This is a genomic window from Methanosphaera sp. BMS, assembly GCF_003268005.1.
GTDB lineage: Archaea > Methanobacteriota > Methanobacteria > Methanobacteriales > Methanobacteriaceae > Methanosphaera.
This window is the reverse complement of sequence record NZ_CP014213.1, coordinates 1,692,862-1,711,209: the sequence shown is the minus strand read 5'-3', so window position 1 is coordinate 1,711,209 and position 18,348 is coordinate 1,692,862. Positions and strand designations below refer to the sequence as shown.

Annotated in this window: 12 protein-coding genes; 3 read left to right on the top strand and 9 right to left on the bottom strand. The window is 32.0% G+C overall.

Features of this window, described 5'->3' with window-relative positions; genetic code table 11:
* Window positions 1-12: 12 nt before the first annotated feature.
* Window positions 13-1,086 (bottom strand): DUF1616 domain-containing protein, encoded by a 1,074-nt coding sequence (locus AW729_RS06135; RefSeq protein ID WP_162685822.1) that lies wholly within the window; start codon window positions 1,084-1,086, stop codon window positions 13-15.
* A 456-nt stretch (window positions 1,087-1,542) separates the two neighbouring features.
* Between AW729_RS06135 and AW729_RS06130 the strand changes: the two genes are divergently transcribed.
* Both AW729_RS06130 and truD read left to right on the top strand, forming a co-directional pair.
* Complete coding sequence (locus AW729_RS06130; protein ID WP_112124277.1) at window positions 1,543-2,013, top strand: hypothetical protein; 471 nt, start codon at window positions 1,543-1,545, stop codon at window positions 2,011-2,013.
* A 67-nt stretch (window positions 2,014-2,080) separates the two neighbouring features.
* Window positions 2,081-3,331 carry a tRNA pseudouridine(13) synthase TruD gene (truD, locus tag AW729_RS06125; RefSeq protein WP_112124276.1) on the top strand — a complete coding sequence of 417 codons (1,251 nt, stop codon included), beginning with the start codon at window positions 2,081-2,083 and terminating at the stop codon, window positions 3,329-3,331.
* 787 nt (window positions 3,332-4,118) lie between these two features.
* Here the strand turns inward: truD and AW729_RS06120 are convergent.
* The 6 genes from AW729_RS06120 to AW729_RS06090 all read right to left on the bottom strand — a co-directional run bounded on the left by AW729_RS06120 (window position 4,119) and on the right by AW729_RS06090 (window position 16,066).
* Window positions 4,119-8,513, bottom strand: coding sequence for an Ig-like domain-containing protein (locus AW729_RS06120; protein ID WP_112124275.1), 4,395 nt, complete (start codon window positions 8,511-8,513; stop codon window positions 4,119-4,121).
* Between the two features lie 2,347 nt (window positions 8,514-10,860).
* Window positions 10,861-13,047: a cation-translocating P-type ATPase gene (locus tag AW729_RS06115; RefSeq protein WP_162685821.1), complete on the bottom strand. Its 2,187-nt coding sequence runs from the start codon at window positions 13,045-13,047 to the stop codon at window positions 10,861-10,863.
* Between the two features lie 23 nt (window positions 13,048-13,070).
* Complete coding sequence (locus AW729_RS06110; protein ID WP_112124273.1) at window positions 13,071-13,292, bottom strand: heavy-metal-associated domain-containing protein; 222 nt, start codon at window positions 13,290-13,292, stop codon at window positions 13,071-13,073.
* 168 nt (window positions 13,293-13,460) lie between these two features.
* A complete protein-coding gene (locus tag AW729_RS06105) occupies window positions 13,461-13,865 on the bottom strand; it encodes a DUF126 domain-containing protein (RefSeq protein ID WP_112124272.1) in 405 nt (134 codons plus the stop codon).
* Between the two features lie 21 nt (window positions 13,866-13,886).
* Window positions 13,887-15,077 (bottom strand): Mtc1 family protein, encoded by a 1,191-nt coding sequence (locus AW729_RS11270; protein ID WP_162685820.1) that lies wholly within the window; start codon window positions 15,075-15,077, stop codon window positions 13,887-13,889.
* Window positions 15,078-15,364: 287 nt separating this feature from the next.
* A complete protein-coding gene (locus AW729_RS06090; RefSeq protein WP_162685819.1) occupies window positions 15,365-16,066 on the bottom strand; it encodes a hypothetical protein in 702 nt (233 codons plus the stop codon).
* A gap of 25 nt (window positions 16,067-16,091) precedes the next feature.
* Here AW729_RS06090 and AW729_RS11265 point away from each other — a divergent pair, with 25 nt between their 5' ends.
* Window positions 16,092-16,301 carry a hypothetical protein gene (locus AW729_RS11265; RefSeq protein ID WP_162685818.1) on the top strand — a complete coding sequence of 70 codons (210 nt, stop codon included), beginning with the start codon at window positions 16,092-16,094 and terminating at the stop codon, window positions 16,299-16,301.
* 383 nt (window positions 16,302-16,684) lie between these two features.
* Here the strand turns inward: AW729_RS11265 and AW729_RS06085 are convergent, their stop codons facing one another.
* Both AW729_RS06085 and thiC read right to left on the bottom strand, forming a co-directional pair.
* Entirely contained in the window at window positions 16,685-16,855 is a 171-nt protein-coding gene (locus tag AW729_RS06085; RefSeq protein WP_112124269.1) for a preprotein translocase subunit Sec61beta, read from the bottom strand.
* A 112-nt stretch (window positions 16,856-16,967) separates the two neighbouring features.
* Window positions 16,968-18,245, bottom strand: a complete 1,278-nt coding sequence (gene thiC, locus AW729_RS06080; RefSeq protein WP_112124268.1) for a phosphomethylpyrimidine synthase — start codon at window positions 18,243-18,245, stop codon at window positions 16,968-16,970.
* Window positions 18,246-18,348 lie beyond the last annotated feature (103 nt).

Here is an 18,348-nt window from a genome sequence, read left to right as displayed (position 1 = left end):
TTATTTTTTTTTTTATTCTGAAGATTCTCCGCCCGATGTTGAAGATTCTCCTTCAGTTTCAGAAGATTCTCCTCCTACATTTACATATAAATGACGTATCTTGTATACCTTATCATTTTTATATAATGTAAACGTAATATCCTTTTTACCCGGTGTCATAGTAATGTTCACAGGTATTTTGGCCGACTCGTTAACTTTCAGGCTTTTTGTAAGCTCATCTACAGTAGTGTTTCCGGATTCATTCTTACTCTCTATAACCACCTTATAATTAACGTCTTCATTTTCCTGATTTGTTAAACTTATGTTCAGTTCTACTTCTTGTCCCTCATCAAATGAATAATATCCATCCGAACTATTTGATGCCGTGATTCCTTCAATCGTGAATGTTGTATTTCCAGGATTTGCAGTTAAACTTAACGTGTTAACGTATATTCCTGAGAGTATGACTAAGATTAAACTGATTATTGCCATTAATACCAATAGTCTTTCAATTAACGGATGGTTAAACCTAACTTTTAATGGTATATTTCTACTTCTAATAAGATATAATGGGATTAATATGAACAATGTCATAAATACCAATATTAAAGTCACTATTCTCATGTTCAATCCATGTTTTAACTGTGCATAAGCAAATCCTATGATTGACATGGTGATTAGACTTAAAAATACTGAGATTCCCAGTCTTTCAGGTAATTCAATTTCATCCTTTTTAGGTATTACCGTGTTTGTAATTAGATATCCTGGAATAAACAATAGGAATGGCACACATAATCCAAACCATAATGGTATAACACTAAATGGCGGTACATTAATTCCAAAGAAACTAACCAAACAATAAACTGCAATAGCATATATTGATTCATGAGTACCTTTACTAAAGTATTTTTTGACTATCTTATTGTCACTGTAATCGAAATTCTTTGAATGTTCAAAGTTAGTTAGTAAAGTGACTATGATGCTGATTATTGACAATACTATTATGAAATTTCTTGTTGAAGCACCAATAAGAGATTTGGTTATTATCATACCGACTAATGATAAAAATATCGCTAGAGTAATCACTTGTATTGGCTTTTTAGCCATATACTTTATATCTTCCTTTGGATATAGAATATTAGCACTTGACAGGCCAATAATAATAAATTCCACAGTAAATATTGCTAAAAATATGAATAAATTTTTCATAGGTCCAATTAAAGCATATAACAGGGAAATAACGCTTATTATTATCAGAGCAATCATAGTTTTTGATACTTTTTCTATGATATTTATCCCTCCAACGTAAATATTTAAACTTATTATAATATTTGGTTTTTAAATATTAAATCCTTTTCTATTATTTTTTTCTTAAATTTTTTTTTTCAAAGTATTTGTCTGGTTTTTATTATTAACCTATTCATCATCTTCCTAATTTCTTTTATATTATCTTGCTATTTTTTCATGTTTGAACTATTTTTTTTAAAAAATATTATTTTATATTTTTCAATACTTTATTATGTTATGAAAAAGTAATATAAATATAGAGATGAGGAGATTCATATGGAAAATAAAAAACTTGAAGAGATACTCAATAAGGATAAAAAGTTTTTACTGGTCATGATACCGGTCATTTTGATATTGTCCTTAGTTTTAGCTTACGCATTCGTACCATCACTTCATGAAACAGGTATTGAAGACAATATCATATCATTAATAGAAAAATCTACAAATGACACTTTATCATTATTGGTCCAGGAGGATTCCAATAATGACTCTAATGACATTGAATCAGATGTGGTATCTTCTCAAAATACAACGAATCGTGGATCAAATCAAGTTTCTAGCTCTACCGGTACTGATACTGGAACTGCCACGACAGATGAAGGTAATTCGAATCAGGCTGATAGCGGCACTGAAGAACCAGTAAATCCTGTTCCTGCAGATAATCCTGTTCCTGCAGATAATCCTGGAAGTGATTCGGATACTTCTGATAATCTGGAACCAGTTAATACGCCAGAATCCGAAGGATAATAATCCAATATTTTTTTATTTTTTCTTTTTAAATATCATTTTTACTAATTTTACGGAGGATTTAATATTGTTAAATGCAGAGAATTTTATAACAGATTTTAAGGGAACCGGTGGAATGATAAGATGTAGTAACGAGGATTTCTATGTTGAAGAAGTTCCATTGGCCTTACCTACAGGTGAAGGACCAAATACGTGGATTGAAATACAAAAGAATGGAAAAACAACTTTGGACATCGTATTGGATGTGGCAAGACATTTACATCTAAGCAGAAAAAGAATGGGCTTTGCAGGTATGAAAGATAAATCAGCCATAACCCGTCAATGGATATGTGTAAGTAACATAACTCCGGAGGAATTGCCCGATGATTTGGAGGATGTTCTTTATAACGTGAAGATACTGGATATAAAATCCAATCAGAAAAAACTAAGAATAGGTCAGCTTGAAGGAAACAAGTTCAAAATAGTAATCAGGGATATTGAAAATCCCGATGAGGCATGTGATAATGCCAGAAGTGTATTGGATTCGCTTGAATTAACCGGTGTTCCAAATTATTATGGTTATCAGCGTTTCGGGGAGCTAAGGTCCAATACCCATCTTGTTGGAAAAGCACTAGTTGAAGGAAATGTTAAAAAAGCAGTCGACACATATATAGGAAATCCTGCTGATGGTGAATATGAACAGGCCTATCAAGCAAGACAATTATACGATGAAGGAAAGTTACAAGAATCATATGATCTTATGCCTAAAAGCATGAGATATGAAAAATACATGCTTCAAGAATTAATACATTCAAACAAAAAGGGGCAACTGGAAGAAAAGGATTATATAAAATCAATAGAGGCATTACCAAAACCATTAAAAAGAATGTTCGTAAACGCATATGAGTCATACCTATTCAATAAAATCATCAACGAACGTTCAAAAATAGGAATAAACAAATATTATCCAGGAGATATAATCATAGACAAAGAAGAACGATGGGTACATGAAATAGATGAAGATACCATTGAAGAGGATATAAATAAGTTCACACTAAATCCAACCGCACCACTAATAGGTTCAAAAGTTCCATTTGCAGAGGGAATTCAAGGTGAAATAGAAAAGAAAATCATAGAAGAAGAACAGGTATCCAAGGAAGCATTTGCATGTCCAAAAACACCAAAACTTGGAAGTCATGGAATAAGAAGATCAGTCCGATTCAAGGTCGACCAAACAAATGTAAAAAAAATGGACGATGCAATAGAAGTCGAATTTTTCATACCAAAAGGATGCTTTGCAACATCAGTCCTAAGGGAAATAATGAAAAAGAACGTTTAATGAACGTGTCAACAATTATGATGATACATCATACTTGTTCTTTGATACTACTTTTTTATTTAATCTTTTTTCTAAAATAATTGATTTGATTTATAATTAATTATTTAAAGAGTATACAATATATGGCGTATATGATGTGCTTGTTATATTTATTAAGTTAAATCTATTAATATCTTATTTTTTGTTTGTTCTTTATAGTTGTAGGTCATGTATTTTTTTTCTATGTTTTTGTATTGTGAGGTATTTTTTTGGTGATTTGTTTATTTTGTGTTGGGAAAAGTTGATTTTTTTATTTTTTAGTATTTGTTGTATTTTATAGTTATTTTGTTTATCGAATGATTGATATTATTGTTGTTTTGTTTATTTTGTGGGGTGTGTTTTGTGTTGTTTTGTCGTATATTTGTATAATATGCGAACAGATAATACTGGAAAAATTGAATATGATACAAGATAATAAAGTAAAAAAATAGTATATAAATTATGTAATTATGAAGTAAGCTATGTAAAAATTAGATTTTTAAAAATACCATAGTAAAGATCGTAATGGATTCTAACATCGTTGAGTAATGAAAACATCACGACAACACAAGTGTACACTAATTAAAAAGAAAAAGACGTTGTTGATAGATTTAAAAAATTAAAAACAATATAATAATTTCAAAAATAAAAAGTGTTGTGGAGAAGTGTTATCTCCACATCAGTCTTATTATTCATAGTCTATTATTAAGTTATATCCAATATAATTAACGGATGATATGTTGTAAATTGCTTGTATGAGTATATTTTTTTATGATTTTACAACAGTCATCGTAGTATTATCTGTTAATTTTTCATAACCGGATGCGGTAAATACAGCTTCAATGTTGTAAGTTCCTGCTTTGAATGATTCAGGTATGGTGTAGTCTACACTTACTTCACCATTAGCATCAACCTTAGCATAGATAACTTTACCATTAGCGTCTTTAACAGTTTTACCGTTTATCTTGAAGACTATTTTACCGGCGGTGATTGCTTTGTCACCAACTGCTACTTTAGCTTTAAGTGTTACTGTACTGCCTGTTTGTACGTCACTTGTTATTGGTGTTATGGTGAGTGTTGCTTCAGATGCTGTGACGGTTGTTGTGATTGTTGTTGTTTCTTTGTTGTATTTGCTTGTTCCACTGTATACTGCTGTAAGTGTGATGTCTTGTCCGCCAAGGTTTTCCGGTACAGTGTATTGGGCGGTTGCTACACCGTCAACTACTTTGGCATAGATTACTTTACCACTTGCGTCTTTGATGGTTTTACCGTTTACTTTGAATGTTACTTTTCCACCGGTTACGGCGTCACCATTTTCATCTAGTACATTTGCTTTGATTGTGATTGTTTCTCCTGCTGTTGCTGTTATTTCATCGATTGTGATACTGGTTTGGAATTTGTCCTTGACTGTGAGTGTTGCTTCGGTTGAGCTGTCTGTTAGTCCTGTGCTTGTTGGCGTGTATGTAGCGGTGATTGTGCTTTCACCTGTTTGTGTGAATGTTGCTGTTGCTGTTGCTGTTCCGTCTGTTACGGCTGTTGTTGCTATGGTGTTACCATTAGCATCTGTGAATGTTACTGTTCCGCCGTTTATGTTGTCACCATTTTCTGTGGTTACTGTTGCTGTTAGTGTGGTTGGTGTGTTTATTAATGCTGAGATATCAGATAGTGTTGTTGTTGTTTCTATTATGTTGTTTTCTATCATGGTATCTGTTTGGCTTGTTTTGATGGTGTCTGCTCCATATCCTGTGCTGCTTGTTAGTTGGTTGTTTTTGATTGTTGTGTTCAGTGAATCTGTGTTTATTGTATTATCTCTGTTTGCTTTGTCATTTGTTGTTATGGTGTTGTTTTCTATTAGAATGTTGTCTGAGTCTTGTTGTATTTGTATTCCGATGTTTGCTGGTTGTATTTCTTCTGTAACGGTTCCTAATGGTATGGTGCTGTCTCCATTTGTTAAGATGGTGTTTCCGGTTATTGTGCTGTTTGGGCTGTGTGAGTATCCTATTCCCATGCTTTGTAAGCCATTTACATTGATTATGTTGTCTGTTATTAGGGTATTGGTTGTTTGGTATACTTCTATACCATAGTTAACAGTTCCAGTAAGATCTATCTTGTTGTCGGTGATGTTGATGTTACTTGATACTCCGCTTCCCATGTTGGTTGTGATAATACCATAGGTAATAGCTTCCTCATCAACTGGTGTAGTGTTTTGACAGATACATTTGATGTTGTTATCGTTTATGACTATGTTTTGTGCGCTGTTTCCAGCTTGTATACCTGCAGCATAACGTTCACCGGTCACTATGATGTTGTTACCTGTGATGCTGATGTTTTCAACGTTTGCTAGAGTGTTTATTGCGTAGTTGAATTTGCCGTTTCCGCCGACTGTAATGTCGTTGTATCTAATCTGTGTGTTAGTTGCCTGTTTGTGGTTGGTTATTCCTTCTACAGTACCATATACTCCACTAGTTCCACTACTTGTTACTTCAATGTCATTGTATTCTACTATGTTCTGGTCTCCGCCAAGCAGTAGTATTGCCTGGGTGTTGGCTACTCCATAGCCTTCAGAATAGTTAATGGTGTATGCTGGTCCATCGACAAATATTTTATTCTTGGATATGATAGTGTTGTTGGCCTTGTTGTATATTGCTGCCGTTTTTCCATCAGTATTTACTAATATGATTGTGTTATTGGTAATAATGTTGTTGTCTTTTGAGTTTACGATTGGATATTCGGTTTGTGTATTGTTGATAAACATGTTTTGGAGTGTTATGCCACTTGCTTCTAGTTTGAAAATCGTGTTGGTAAAGGTTGCACCACTTCCATCTAAGATAATGTCCTCTGTGTTAATTGCTATGTCTTCTTTATCTGTGAATGTTCCCTGGAATAGTATTTTAGTGTCTTTGGTTGCAACTAGTAGTTTTCCTTCATAGATGTATTCGCTGTAGTTTTCTGGTGTTATTATTATGTTGGTTAATGTGGTTGGTTTTATGCTGGCTGATTTTCTGGTCTGTGAAATGGTAGGTTGTACTGTTATTATCATGTTTCCTGCAGTAGGTGTGATAGTAAATTCAAGGGTGTCAACTGTTTGGTAAAATTCACCGTTAAGGAATATATTGAACTTAGTTTGATCTAATATGTCTGTGTCATAGTCTTGTGGGTTGTTGATATGGTATGTTCCTGTAATTGTTATTGGTTCATCTGTGTAGACTTTACTTGGTATGTCTAGGTTGAGGGTGTCGTCTATTGTTGTATTCATGTATATATTGTTTGATATTGTCCAGTTGTTTTGGTATTGTGAAAATAGTGTATTTGAAGTCATACTGTTATTGATAAACTTATTGTTTGATATGATTTTTGGGTGATTGTTTTCATCTGGTGCATATGAATATCCTGCAGTGCTTGCTATTAAATTGGTGGCATTATAATTATTTTTAAATTCGGAATTTAAAATGTTTATAGTTCCTTTATTAGCTATGATACTACTTAATAAATCTTCGTTGCGTTCTATATAGTTTTCTTCAAGAGTACAGTTGTTTATAGTTGTTTTAAAATCTGACATATATTCGGAGATGTATATTGTTGCTCCTGCTTCTGCTGTGTTGTTTATGAATTTTGTGTTGGTTATGTTGTGTGAACCTGAGGATAGTATTATTGCTCCACCATAGAATGTATTGAAGTTTATTTTTCCATCTTTAGTTCCTACATTATTGTTTATGAATTCGCAGTTATCGATGACACCATTTTCAAATCCTATCCATAATGCTCCACCACCTGATAGATAACCTCCACCAATATGTGATCCATCTACTTGATTGTCAATACTATTGTTTGTGAAGAAAGTGTTTGTTATATTGTATCCAAGTGTGTTATTTAGAGTCCAGGAAGTTCCTTGTCTAAAATCAATATAGATTGCTCCTCCGTAAAAAGTAGCAGAGTTATTATTGAATTGGGATTTGTCAATATTCAGTATTGCATTTGAACTACTATAAATTGCACCACCTTCTAAACCAGCCCAATTGTTGTCAAAAGAACTATTTGCGATATTAAGTGTAGCATTGTTATATAAACATGATCCTACACCAATTTTTTTATCAGCAGTTGAGTTAATTTGTCCTACTTTATTGTTAGTAAAAGTACAATTGACAACATTCATCAAAGCAAAATTACTTATAGCACCACCAATAGGATACATATAATAATAAATGGAATCAGCTGTAGTATTGAACGTGTTATTTTCTACACGACAATCAAGCAGGGTAGCATTACCTTTGTTTTCTAGTAGGAATCCATCAGTTTTACTTCCTGTTGTTGTCATGTTATTATTGGAGAGTGAGCAGTTGATTAGGGTGATGTTTCCCTGGTTGGTGATTTTTGCAGAGATATTACAGTTAGTAAAAGTGATGTTTCCTGTTACTGGGATGGTTATGTCTCTTGTGATGTTTTCGTTTGTTATTTCATTGTTTCCATCGTAGGGATCATCTAGTGGTTCATATCCTATTCCTATTTCCTGTAATTTTTGAATTAATAATGGATTGTTTGTATATATTTTACCAAGATTTCCTCCATTAAAGGGTAAGTCTTCTTGTTCATCGTTTAATAAATAAAAATTATCAGTTAATGTAACAGTATCATATATGTAAACACTTGCACCCCAATTTAAAAAACCGTTATTTAAAACGGAATTGTGTATTTTAACTTCTCCATCCGCAGTATATAAAAATGCATTTATATCAGAATTGTTTATAAATACTTTTCTTCTACTATCGTCAAATGTTACTCCAGGAAATTCCTCTGTATTGAATGTTGAATTGTTAATGTATGTATTTTCACTAAAATATTCAACTGGTTCATTAATTTCCTGATTTTCAATAATATTTGTATATTCTATTCCATTTATTGTTATGGAATCTTTTTTGGTTTGTTTTTCTGTTTTATTGTTTTTGTTTATTGTTTTTTCTTCTATTTTATTGTTTTTGGTAGTTATTTTTTCTTTGGTTGTTGTTGTTTCTTTGATTTCACTGTTTGCTGGTGTGCTGGTTTTTTCACTGATGGTATTGTCAGTGTTGTGGTCGGTTGTGTTTGTTGCGTTTACGCTTGTAACTAGTATTAGCACGGTTGCAAGTGTGATTGCAAGTAACAACAATTTGTTTTTGCTAAGTTTCATGTTATTATAGTTCCTCCTATAAGATTTAAAGAATATATTTTTTTACATTCTTATTCATCTTCTTTTAAATGTTTATATTTGATAATAAAAAGGTTTTATCATGGGATTATGGAGTTGTGGGAGTAAGTATGTGTTGTTGGATATTTTTAATAAATTATGATAATTTATTGTTTTTGATGTATTTTTCATTTGTAGGTTGGTAGTATTCAACATAATCTCATCCTATTTTATTATCAATTATATCTTTTAGAATTACGAATTAATAAATATAATCTTTTTATTACTTATTTAGAAAGTGTGTTTTAGCTTTTTATTTTATAAGATAATTATTCATAGTTTTTGTTTTATTTATCTGAATTTTTTTCGTTTGTTGGGGGTTTAACGGATTATTCATATATTTAGACTAAAGGGGGGGGGGGAAGATTGGATGTTTCATTATTTAAAGTTCTTTCGCCGGTTTGTTTGTATTTTTACTTAGTGTTATTAATTTTTTAATATTTTTTCTATTATTTTTTATTGTTTGTTTCATTTTGGTTTAATGTAGAGGGGGTGCTGTGAAGGTGTGGGTATTTATTTGCATATTTCGGTATCTAAGTTAGTGTATATTTTTTGTGTGTTTGTGTATTGTTTGTGTTATGGGGTGGTCTTAGCATTTTTTTGTATTTTTATTTTTCTTTTAGGGGGTTTAGTTTTCATGTTTTGTTTTGTGACATGTATATGTGGTGGTTATTTTTTGGTGTTTTCGGATGTTTTTCTTGTTTTTTTGCTATGTTGGTGTTTTTAGTTGGGGTGATTGGTTGATTTTTACTTCGTTATATCGGAGTATAGCAAAATAAAATATAAAACTCATCAAAAAAAGCATATCTGAGCCTGAAGCCCAACATAATATTTCATAATCCGTATCCAAGAGATTATTGTCATGTTTCATATGATTACTAATGACTAACAGGTGAATATTATCACATTATAGTATGGATCTTAATAAATTTTAATATTTTATAAGAGATTGTGTAACAATTGTGATTAGAGAGTATGTTCTAGTTATACTCCAAGCTGAGTTGGTGTCTTTTATTAAATTAGTATAATTAGTTTATATTTTATATTTCTATTTGATTTTCATTTTCTTTTAGTATATGTGGTGGTTATTTTTTGGTGTTTTCGGCGTTTTTTGCTATGTTGGTGCTTCTAGTTGGGGGTGATTGTTTGATTTTTACTTCGTTATATATAGGTATAGCAAAATAAAATATAAAAGTCATCAGAAAAAGCATATCCGGCCCTGAGTCCAACATAGTATTCCATAATCCACATCCGACAGATCATTATCATGTGTCATAGGATTACTAATACTAACATGGGAGTATTATCACATTAATACGAACAATATCGTAACATTAATGTTTACATCTTGTATTCTTTTTATTTATCTGTTAATATTATATGTTGATAGATTCTGAAAATGAAATTGTTCCATGCTCTTATTTATCAATACTTTTCAATAAAGGCTCTTTTCATCTACAATACATTATTATTCTATGAAAACTAATGGTTAAATGATTTTTGGCTTTATTTTATATTTGTAGGATTTGTTGTATAATTATTCTTTTCTTAGGAAAATGATACAATAAATCTTCTTTTCATTTTATCATTATATTAAAATTACTAACTATAATTAATGGGGGGATTTGAATAAAATATCAAATTATCATGGCAACTGATAATTAAATTAAATGCTTGTTTCTAGTTTAATATTTTTAGATGGATAATCTACATTTGGTATGTTAAGTTATGTGTTGGCATTGGTTGTGGGAACATTTTGGTTTTGTGTACCTATGTATTATGTGTTAATCAGGTGATGGGTAACTTAATGGGGGTGGACTTGGAGATTAATAATTGGATTGGACTATTGTGGGTACAATTGTAGTGTTGTGGGTACAAAATTTAAATTGATACTGGTTTTGTGGGAACGTTTTGATTTTGTGGGTCAAATGGGGAGATTGTATATGTTTTTGTGGGAACAATGCTAATTGTGTGTACATATTTTTAAAATGTGTCCCAGTTAAACCAGTACATAATTGTATATGTGTCAAAGATTCATTTAGATACTCCTGATGGGATAATAGTTACAATGGAAAGTCATTCTTGATATGTACAACTCATATCATTATAGAATATGTTTAGGATACCTGTCCTAAAAACTAAAAGAACAAGTAAATAGGGGATATTAATTATTCTTAATTGAAAAATAGGACTAGTCATTCGATATGATGTACTGTCGAATAAAAAGATAGGATAATTTCATATTGTCGCATACTCTTGTGTCCTAAAAAAATAAGGAAGAAAAAATATTTCATTTTTCTTTCAGTATTTCGGGAGTGTATCTTTTAAGCAGTAATGATAATGTTATTACCGTTACTGAGCTTAATGCCATGGCAAAAGCACTATACTCTGGTCTAAATATTATATTCCATGGAATCAGCACTCCTCCTGCTATCGGTATCAATATGATATTGTAGATAAATGCCCAGAACAAATTGAGCTTAACCCTGCCCATGACCTTTTTGCTCAATTGCAGTCCGGCAACGGCACTTGTCAAGTCACCGTTGATAAGAATCATGTCTCCGGATTCTATGGCAACATCTGTACCCGTACCTATGGCAATACCGACATCCGCCTTTGTAAGTGATGGTGCATCATTTATGCCATCACCAATAAATGCAACAATTCTGTTCTCTTTTTGAAGTTTTTTAACGTAATCCAGTTTTTCCTGAGGTAACGCTTCGGATATCACATTTGCAATACCAACCTTTCTTGCAACAATCTCGGAAGTGTTTTTGTTGTCACCGCTAATCATGCTTGTTTCGATATTCATCTTATGCAATTGGTCAATGGCTTTAATACTATTTTCTTTAATGGCATCTTCAACAGAAACAAGAGCCAGCACTTTTTCATTGGATGCTAACATAATGCTTGTTTTCATGTCACTTTCCTGATTTTCCAAGTCACTGATAACATGTCCATCTATCGTGATATCATATTCATTTAAAAGCTTCCTGTTTCCTATGAAATATTCAATATCATTGATTTTTCCGACAACACCCATACCTGATATGTTTTCAAAGTCTTCAACATCATATAACTCGAAGTTGCTTTTATCTTCATTATTAAACAATGCGGATGACAATGGATGTTGTGAATATTGTTCAATAGAACGCAATATCCTGATAATTTCCTCATCAGTCTTGGATGAATAGTTAATCATGTTGCTTAGTGTAGGTTTTCCTTCGGTAATGGTTCCTGTCTTATCCAACAGTACACTATTTATCTTATCTGATACTTCTATTGTCTGTCCGTCCTTAATCAATATTCCATATTTTGCCGCTTGACCCACACCTACAGTTAATGCTGTTGGTATGGCAAGTCCAAGTGAGCATGGGCATGCAACGACAACTATTGATATGAATATGCTTAGGCTAAATAAAAATGGGCTGCCCAGTACAAAGTACCATATCAGGAATGCAATGATTGCTATTACCAATATTGTCGGGATGAAATATGTGATTACTTTGTCCGCTAATTTTTGGATAGGCGGATTTGAGTTTTGAGCCTCCTGGACCATGTTTATAATCTGAGATAGGACTGTCTTATCTCCGGTATTTGTCACCTTAAACTTAAATGTTCCATCCTTGTTTATTGAACCGCCAATAACCTGTGAATCCTTTTGTTTGAGTACTGGCTTGGATTCACCTGTTACCAGGGATTCATCCACATAACTTTTTCCTTCAATAAGTACTCCATCCAGAGGTATCTTTTCTCCAGGCTTTACCACTACAACATTTCCTTTCAATACATCATTGATGTTTTGTTCCTGTTGAACTAGTTTTCCGTCAACTATCTTTTCAACAATCGCGGTTGTGGACTTCAACTTTACCAAACTGTTTATGGCATCGGATGTCTTGCTTTTTGCCCTATCTTCAAGGTATTTGCCCAGCATTAAAAATGATCCCAACATTATGCTGGTATCATATAGCATAAAATGGGATGTGCCCAACAGATGAAATGTACTAAGTACACTTACTATAAAGCTTACCCCAATACCCAGAGAATACATCACATCCATGTTTAAATTATGTAATTTAAGGGCATTGAATCCTGATTTAAAAATTGGATATGTTACATAGATGAGGGGTATGATTGTAATGGCCAATAAGATGTAGGACATGTGTGGACCTAAATCTATATCGGAGAACATTAAATACATTAATAATGCTGAAAAAAAGAATCCGATGATAATTCTATATAACTTTTTGTTTAAACTATCCTTATGTTTTTTTTCGAGTAGTTCATTATTGGTGGAATTATCATCATGTAACCCCATATATTCGAAGCCTATTGCGTTAATCTTTTCTCCTATCTTTTCTATTGATATTTTTTTAGGGTTATATAGGACATCTGCCGTTTCACTAACCAGATTTACATTAACTGAATATACTCCGGGGGTTCTTGATAATGCTGTCGTGACTGAGCGTGTACACATTACACAAGTCATGCCAGCGATATTTATGGTTTTTTTTTAATGGTTGCAGGGAATCCAACGTTGTCTAGTGAACTTAGTATCTCTTCAACGTCTAACTTGCTTTCGTCATATTCAACAGTTACTTCTTTTGTTTCTAAGTCTACATTGACATTGGATATGTTTTCATTATTGGATAATGTTTTTGTAATGGTGTTTTCACAGGCACTGCACATCATATCTTCTACAATGAATACTTCTTCGCTCATAATTTTCACTCCTTTATGTTCAATAATTACTGGTTAATATAATTTTTAGTATAACCTTAATTTATACTTTTAGATATATGGGTATGATTATTATTATTTTTTAATATATATTTTAATTAGTATGAATAAGGGTAATCTTTTTAAAAAAGAAAAATTGGGGGATTATGTTTATTGGATTTGAATATATCCTTCGTCAGCGTTTACTTTAACCAAATCATCTGATTTAATGAGGTTGATAATATCAACATCAGGTTGATCGACCATAGGAATTTTGGATATTATAGCACCAATTGCAATGATGGGCTCAGCATTTTGGCAAATTATTGCCTTTGGAGCGGTGTTGTTTTTGATCATTTGATAAATAACATATGAACCTACCGTTGAACCTTTTCCTGAAGGAATGATTAATATCTTATCGGTTATACATTGGTCATACAGTTCATGTTTTTTATCAATAACAATACCTGTATCAGGGTCAACTCCACCTAAAAAGCTTATGGAATCTTTAGTTACAATAGCTTCTCCTTCTTCAATTCCTTTTGATATTACTCTACATTTAATCTCATTAGACATGAATAAAGTTCTCCTTTACGTTTAAAGTAATTTTTCAGATCTTATCAAATCAATAAATGTTTTTACTTCACCGGTACTTTCAGCTGGAGCTTCTTCTTTTGGTGCTTCTTTAGCTTCTTCTTTAGTTTCTTCTTTTGGTGTTTCTGTTTGTTCTAGTGTTCCTGTTTGTATTTTGTTTTGTTGTCTTAGTTGTTGTGTGAATGAAAGTCCTGCTGGTGCTGGTTCTGCTTCTGCTTTTGGTGCTTCTTTAGTTTCTTCTTTTGGTGTTTCTGTTTTTGTTTCTTTTTCTGGTGTTTCTGTTTGTTCTAGTGTTCCTGTTTGTATTTTGTTTTGTTGTCTTAGTTGTTGTGTGAATGAAAGTCCTGCTGGTGCTGGTTCTGCTTCTGCTTTTGGTGCTTCTTTTGTTTCTGGTTTTGGTGTTTCTGTTTTTGTTTCTTTTTCTGGTGTTTCTGTTTGTTCTAGTGTTCCTGTTTGTATTTTGTTTTGTTGTCTTAGTTGTTGTGTGAATGAAGGCCCTGTTGGTGCTGGTTCTGCTTCAGCTTTTGCTTCTTCTTTAGGTTTTGGTTTAAGTTCCTCTTTGACAACATCTTTGATTACTTTGGCTTCTTCTTTGACTTTGGTTGCTTCTTCTTCAACTTTTGTTTTGGCTTCTCCAATGTTTTCTTTGACTTTTGTTGTAGCTCCTTTGATTTCTTCTTTGACAACATCTTTCATTGTTTTGGTTTCTTCTTTTGCTTTTTCTATTATTGTTTCAGCTTTTGCTTTTTCAGCATCAGTTTTTGCTTTTAATTCTTGTTCTTTTTCTTGTTTTTTAGCTTCAGCTTTTGCTTTTTCAGCTTCGGCTTTTGCTTTTAATTCTTGTTCTTTTTCTTGTTTTTTGGCTTCAAGTTTTGCTTTTTCAGCTTCGGCTTTTGCTTTTAATTCTTGTTCTTTCTGTTTTCTCTCTTCATTTTTTCTGAGAATTATCTCTGATAATCCTGGTTTGTTTCTTTTAGTTAATTTAATGTCTAGTTTTGATTTAATATAACTGGCAGCGTTTTGGTATTCTGTGTCTTCTGAAGAAGGATTTTTGTCAATATTCACATCTTCTGATGCACTTTTTGGTTTAATCGTATTCTTGTGTAAATTACGAACAGATTTAGGATTTGCTCCTTTAATATGTTTTGGTTTACAGTTTTCTGGATTATTATCTACAATTTTTTCATTACTCATTTTTATCCCATCCCTTATTTTAAAGTTATTTCATAATCATTTTTAATTAGATGATGTTTCAGCAAATAATCAAATTCGATTAACATACCATCATTAAAGTATTTTTGAATTTTTTTAACAAAAAATATCATCATTAACCGATATTTTTCTTATATTATATATTTATCATAATTTATAATTAAAATTATCATGTTTTTTACGAATATTTATAATTTTTTTACAAAAAAAGTTTTGGTGAAGAGAAGTGGAAGCATGTTCCACATCACTATTTTTTTTCAATTTATCATTTATTGTTGAATATCGGATTCTGTTAAATTATCAGTAACCGGATATTCCTGAATCATATTGCTGCTAGGTTCAATATCAAACTTCAAACCACCAAATTTTGAAGCAATAAAATTATAGATGTAGGGTACAGCGGCTGCAAATATCAAACAAATTGCTATTGTGTTTACTATACTAAGTAAAGCAACTTCCATACTTCCACCAACCATAATATTTATCAGTGTTCTTATTAACTGTATAGTTAATGTGGTTAGCCCAATACTCATCACGTAACTCATAACATCTATGGATTTCAATTCAAGTCCATTGTTTTCCGTTATATCCAATTTCAACGGATTTCGTCTAGCATAGAAATTAAATATGAACATTGTGATAACCAATATAATTCCCAAAAAGATCAACGCTATTAACACGACTAATGTAACGACCACTAATGAACTGGTAGTAATTGTGGCAAGGTTTAAGTTACCAAATACACTTGTCACGTGACTTAACGCTGACAATACTACTGAAAATGTTAAAAATAATATTATTCCTATAATTATAAACCAAATCGCCGAGATGATTATGTTTATACTTAACGTTGGAATGATATCTATTTCTTTGATTTCATTATGAGGCGTTAATTCAACTTGTATTCCTGTAAAATATTTTAACAGGTAATTGTATAATAACGCATTTAGGTATGTCAGAATATAGTTCATTATTAACGTTATTAAAAGGCCTATGATGATTCCGAGAATAACAAACAATGAAACATTATTTGAAGCATATGACTTTAATTGTGGTACAGAACTAACTAATAAAATCATTGCAATTATTGAAATAACTAACGCAATTATGCTTCCAATCAAAGTCATCGCGGTAGATATCTTGGCCATTGAGTTAGGTTCAATGTATGCTATTCGGGTATTTATCATACTCTTCCTCCTATTATAATTATTTTTATCTTTATCAATAATTATTGATATGTTTTAAAAAGTATTAAAATGTATTTTTTTAATCCTTCATAATCGATAGATTATTATCAGTCATAAAATAGTATAAACTTGAATTAAAATTAATGTTAAATGATATTTAAAAATCACTTATGCTACATTTGCTTATTTATTGGGATGTGATTATATTTGCTCTTATTTTTCAAAGATATTGTCGGATTTGATTTCATGCAGAGCGTTAAAGTACTCCATTTGCTTTGGAATTTTAATTTCATGTTAGTAAACAAAATGATTAAATAAAATAGTTTGATAGTAATGAGTAATCAAATATAAAATAAGTATAAATTAGTTAATAAAATAAGTAAAAAGAAGGGATGTATAAATTTAATAACCCACATTTACTGTGAATCTTAATGCTATACAAATTAATGCAATTATAACTGTTGCTATTACCACTTGGTTTGGTGTTATTTTCATTCCTGAAGTTTCATCATCAAAGAATCTTACTATACCTGCACCACTAGCTGGTAATGTTTTTTTATCCTTTCGTGCCACTGTTTTACCTCCACTGAAATTGTTGTACTGTAATGTGATAATATTATATAATATTTAATAATATTGTATTATGTTCTTTATTTATATTAAATATTGTCATTTTTCAATAACCCTATTTTTCATACCTTTTAACCATTTTAATAGCACAGAATTCTCCACACATACTGCACATCTCATCATCTGATGCTCCGCCATTTTCATATATTTGACGGGCGGTTTTACCATCTATTGCCAACTCAAATTGTTTTTCCCAGTCAAAGTTTTCTCTTGCCACAGCCATGTCATATTCACGTTGGAGTGTTGATGGAATTTCCTTTGCAATGTCCGATACTTCCGCAGCTATTTTGGAAGCTATCACGCCCTCTTTAACATGTTCAACGGTTGGTATGGACAGATGTTCTGCAGGTGTAACATAACATAGGAAATCGGCTCCGCTTGAACCGGCTATACTTGCACCGATAGCCGCATTAATATGGTCATATCCTGGAGCAACATCCGTTACCAATGGTCCCAATACGTAGAATGGAGCATGATCACATATTGTTTTTTGTATTTGCATATTGGCTTTTACTTGTGTTATGGGTACATGTCCCGGTCCTTCAACCATTACCTGTACGTTTGCTTCTCGGGATCTTTTTACCAGTTGTCCAAGTGTCGTTAATTCCCTTATCTGGCTTATGTCGGTTGCATCATGGATACAGCCCGGTCTTAATCCATCTCCGAGTGATAATGTCACATCATCTTCATGACATATCTCCAATAGGTAATCAAATTCCTTGTATAACGGATTTTCCTTATCGTTGTGCAGTATCCAAGCAGCAGTCAATGCTCCTCCTCTACTGACAATTCCCATCAATCTGCCTGAATTTTTAACGGCCTTCACATTTTCCCTGTTTATTCCGCAGTGAACTGTTATGAAGTCAACACCTTCCTTTGCCTGTTTTGCTATGGTTTTGAATATTGCATCATCATCCATGTCCACAATGTTTTTATTTTCCTTTAACGTTTGAGCACCTGCTTCGTATATCGGCACGGTTCCCAGTGGAATGTTGGTTTTTTCAAGTATTTTCTGTCTTATTTCTTCAAGTTTTGGCCCGGTACTTAAATCCATCACGGCATCTGCTCCGTACTCTACAAGTACGTCTACTTTCTCCAGTTCTATATTTATGTCTTCCTTTTCCGTGGAGGAACCTATATTGGCATTAATTTTTGTATGTAAATCTTTTCCAATTCCTGTAGGGAGTGTATCTCTATTTTTATTTTTAGGAATTACTACTTTTCCTTCTGCTATATATCTACATAACTTTTCTTGAGATATATTTTCTTTTTCTGCTACATATTTCATTTCAGGGGTTATAATTCCCTTTTTTGCATCTTCAATTTGTGTCAAAAGAATACTCTCCTATTGTTTGGTTATTATTAATAATTTTTATAGATAAAATTATTTATTATTTTACCTTATTTTTTTCATTTATTTTTGTAATTTTACAAAA

What these genes read in the sequence shown, in the direction of transcription:
- AW729_RS06135 (WP_162685822.1), bottom strand. Translation starts at nt 1,086, where the DNA reads ATGGCTAAAAAGCCAATACAAGTGATTACTCTAGCGATATTTTTATCA.
- AW729_RS06130 (WP_112124277.1), top strand. Translation starts at nt 1,543, where the DNA reads ATGGAAAATAAAAAACTTGAAGAGATACTCAATAAGGATAAAAAGTTT.
- AW729_RS06120 (WP_112124275.1), bottom strand. Translation starts at nt 8,513, where the DNA reads ATGAAACTTAGCAAAAACAAATTGTTGTTACTTGCAATCACACTTGCA.
- AW729_RS06115 (WP_162685821.1), bottom strand. Translation starts at nt 13,047, where the DNA reads ATGTGTACACGCTCAGTCACGACAGCATTATCAAGAACCCCCGGAGTA.
- AW729_RS06110 (WP_112124273.1), bottom strand. Translation starts at nt 13,292, where the DNA reads ATGAGCGAAGAAGTATTCATTGTAGAAGATATGATGTGCAGTGCCTGT.
- AW729_RS06105 (WP_112124272.1), bottom strand. Translation starts at nt 13,865, where the DNA reads ATGTCTAATGAGATTAAATGTAGAGTAATATCAAAAGGAATTGAAGAA.
- AW729_RS11270 (WP_162685820.1), bottom strand. Translation starts at nt 15,077, where the DNA reads ATGAGTAATGAAAAAATTGTAGATAATAATCCAGAAAACTGTAAACCA.
- AW729_RS06090 (WP_162685819.1), bottom strand. Translation starts at nt 16,066, where the DNA reads ATGAACTATATTCTGACATACCTAAATGCGTTATTATACAATTACCTG.
- AW729_RS11265 (WP_162685818.1), top strand. Translation starts at nt 16,092, where the DNA reads ATGATTCCGAGAATAACAAACAATGAAACATTATTTGAAGCATATGAC.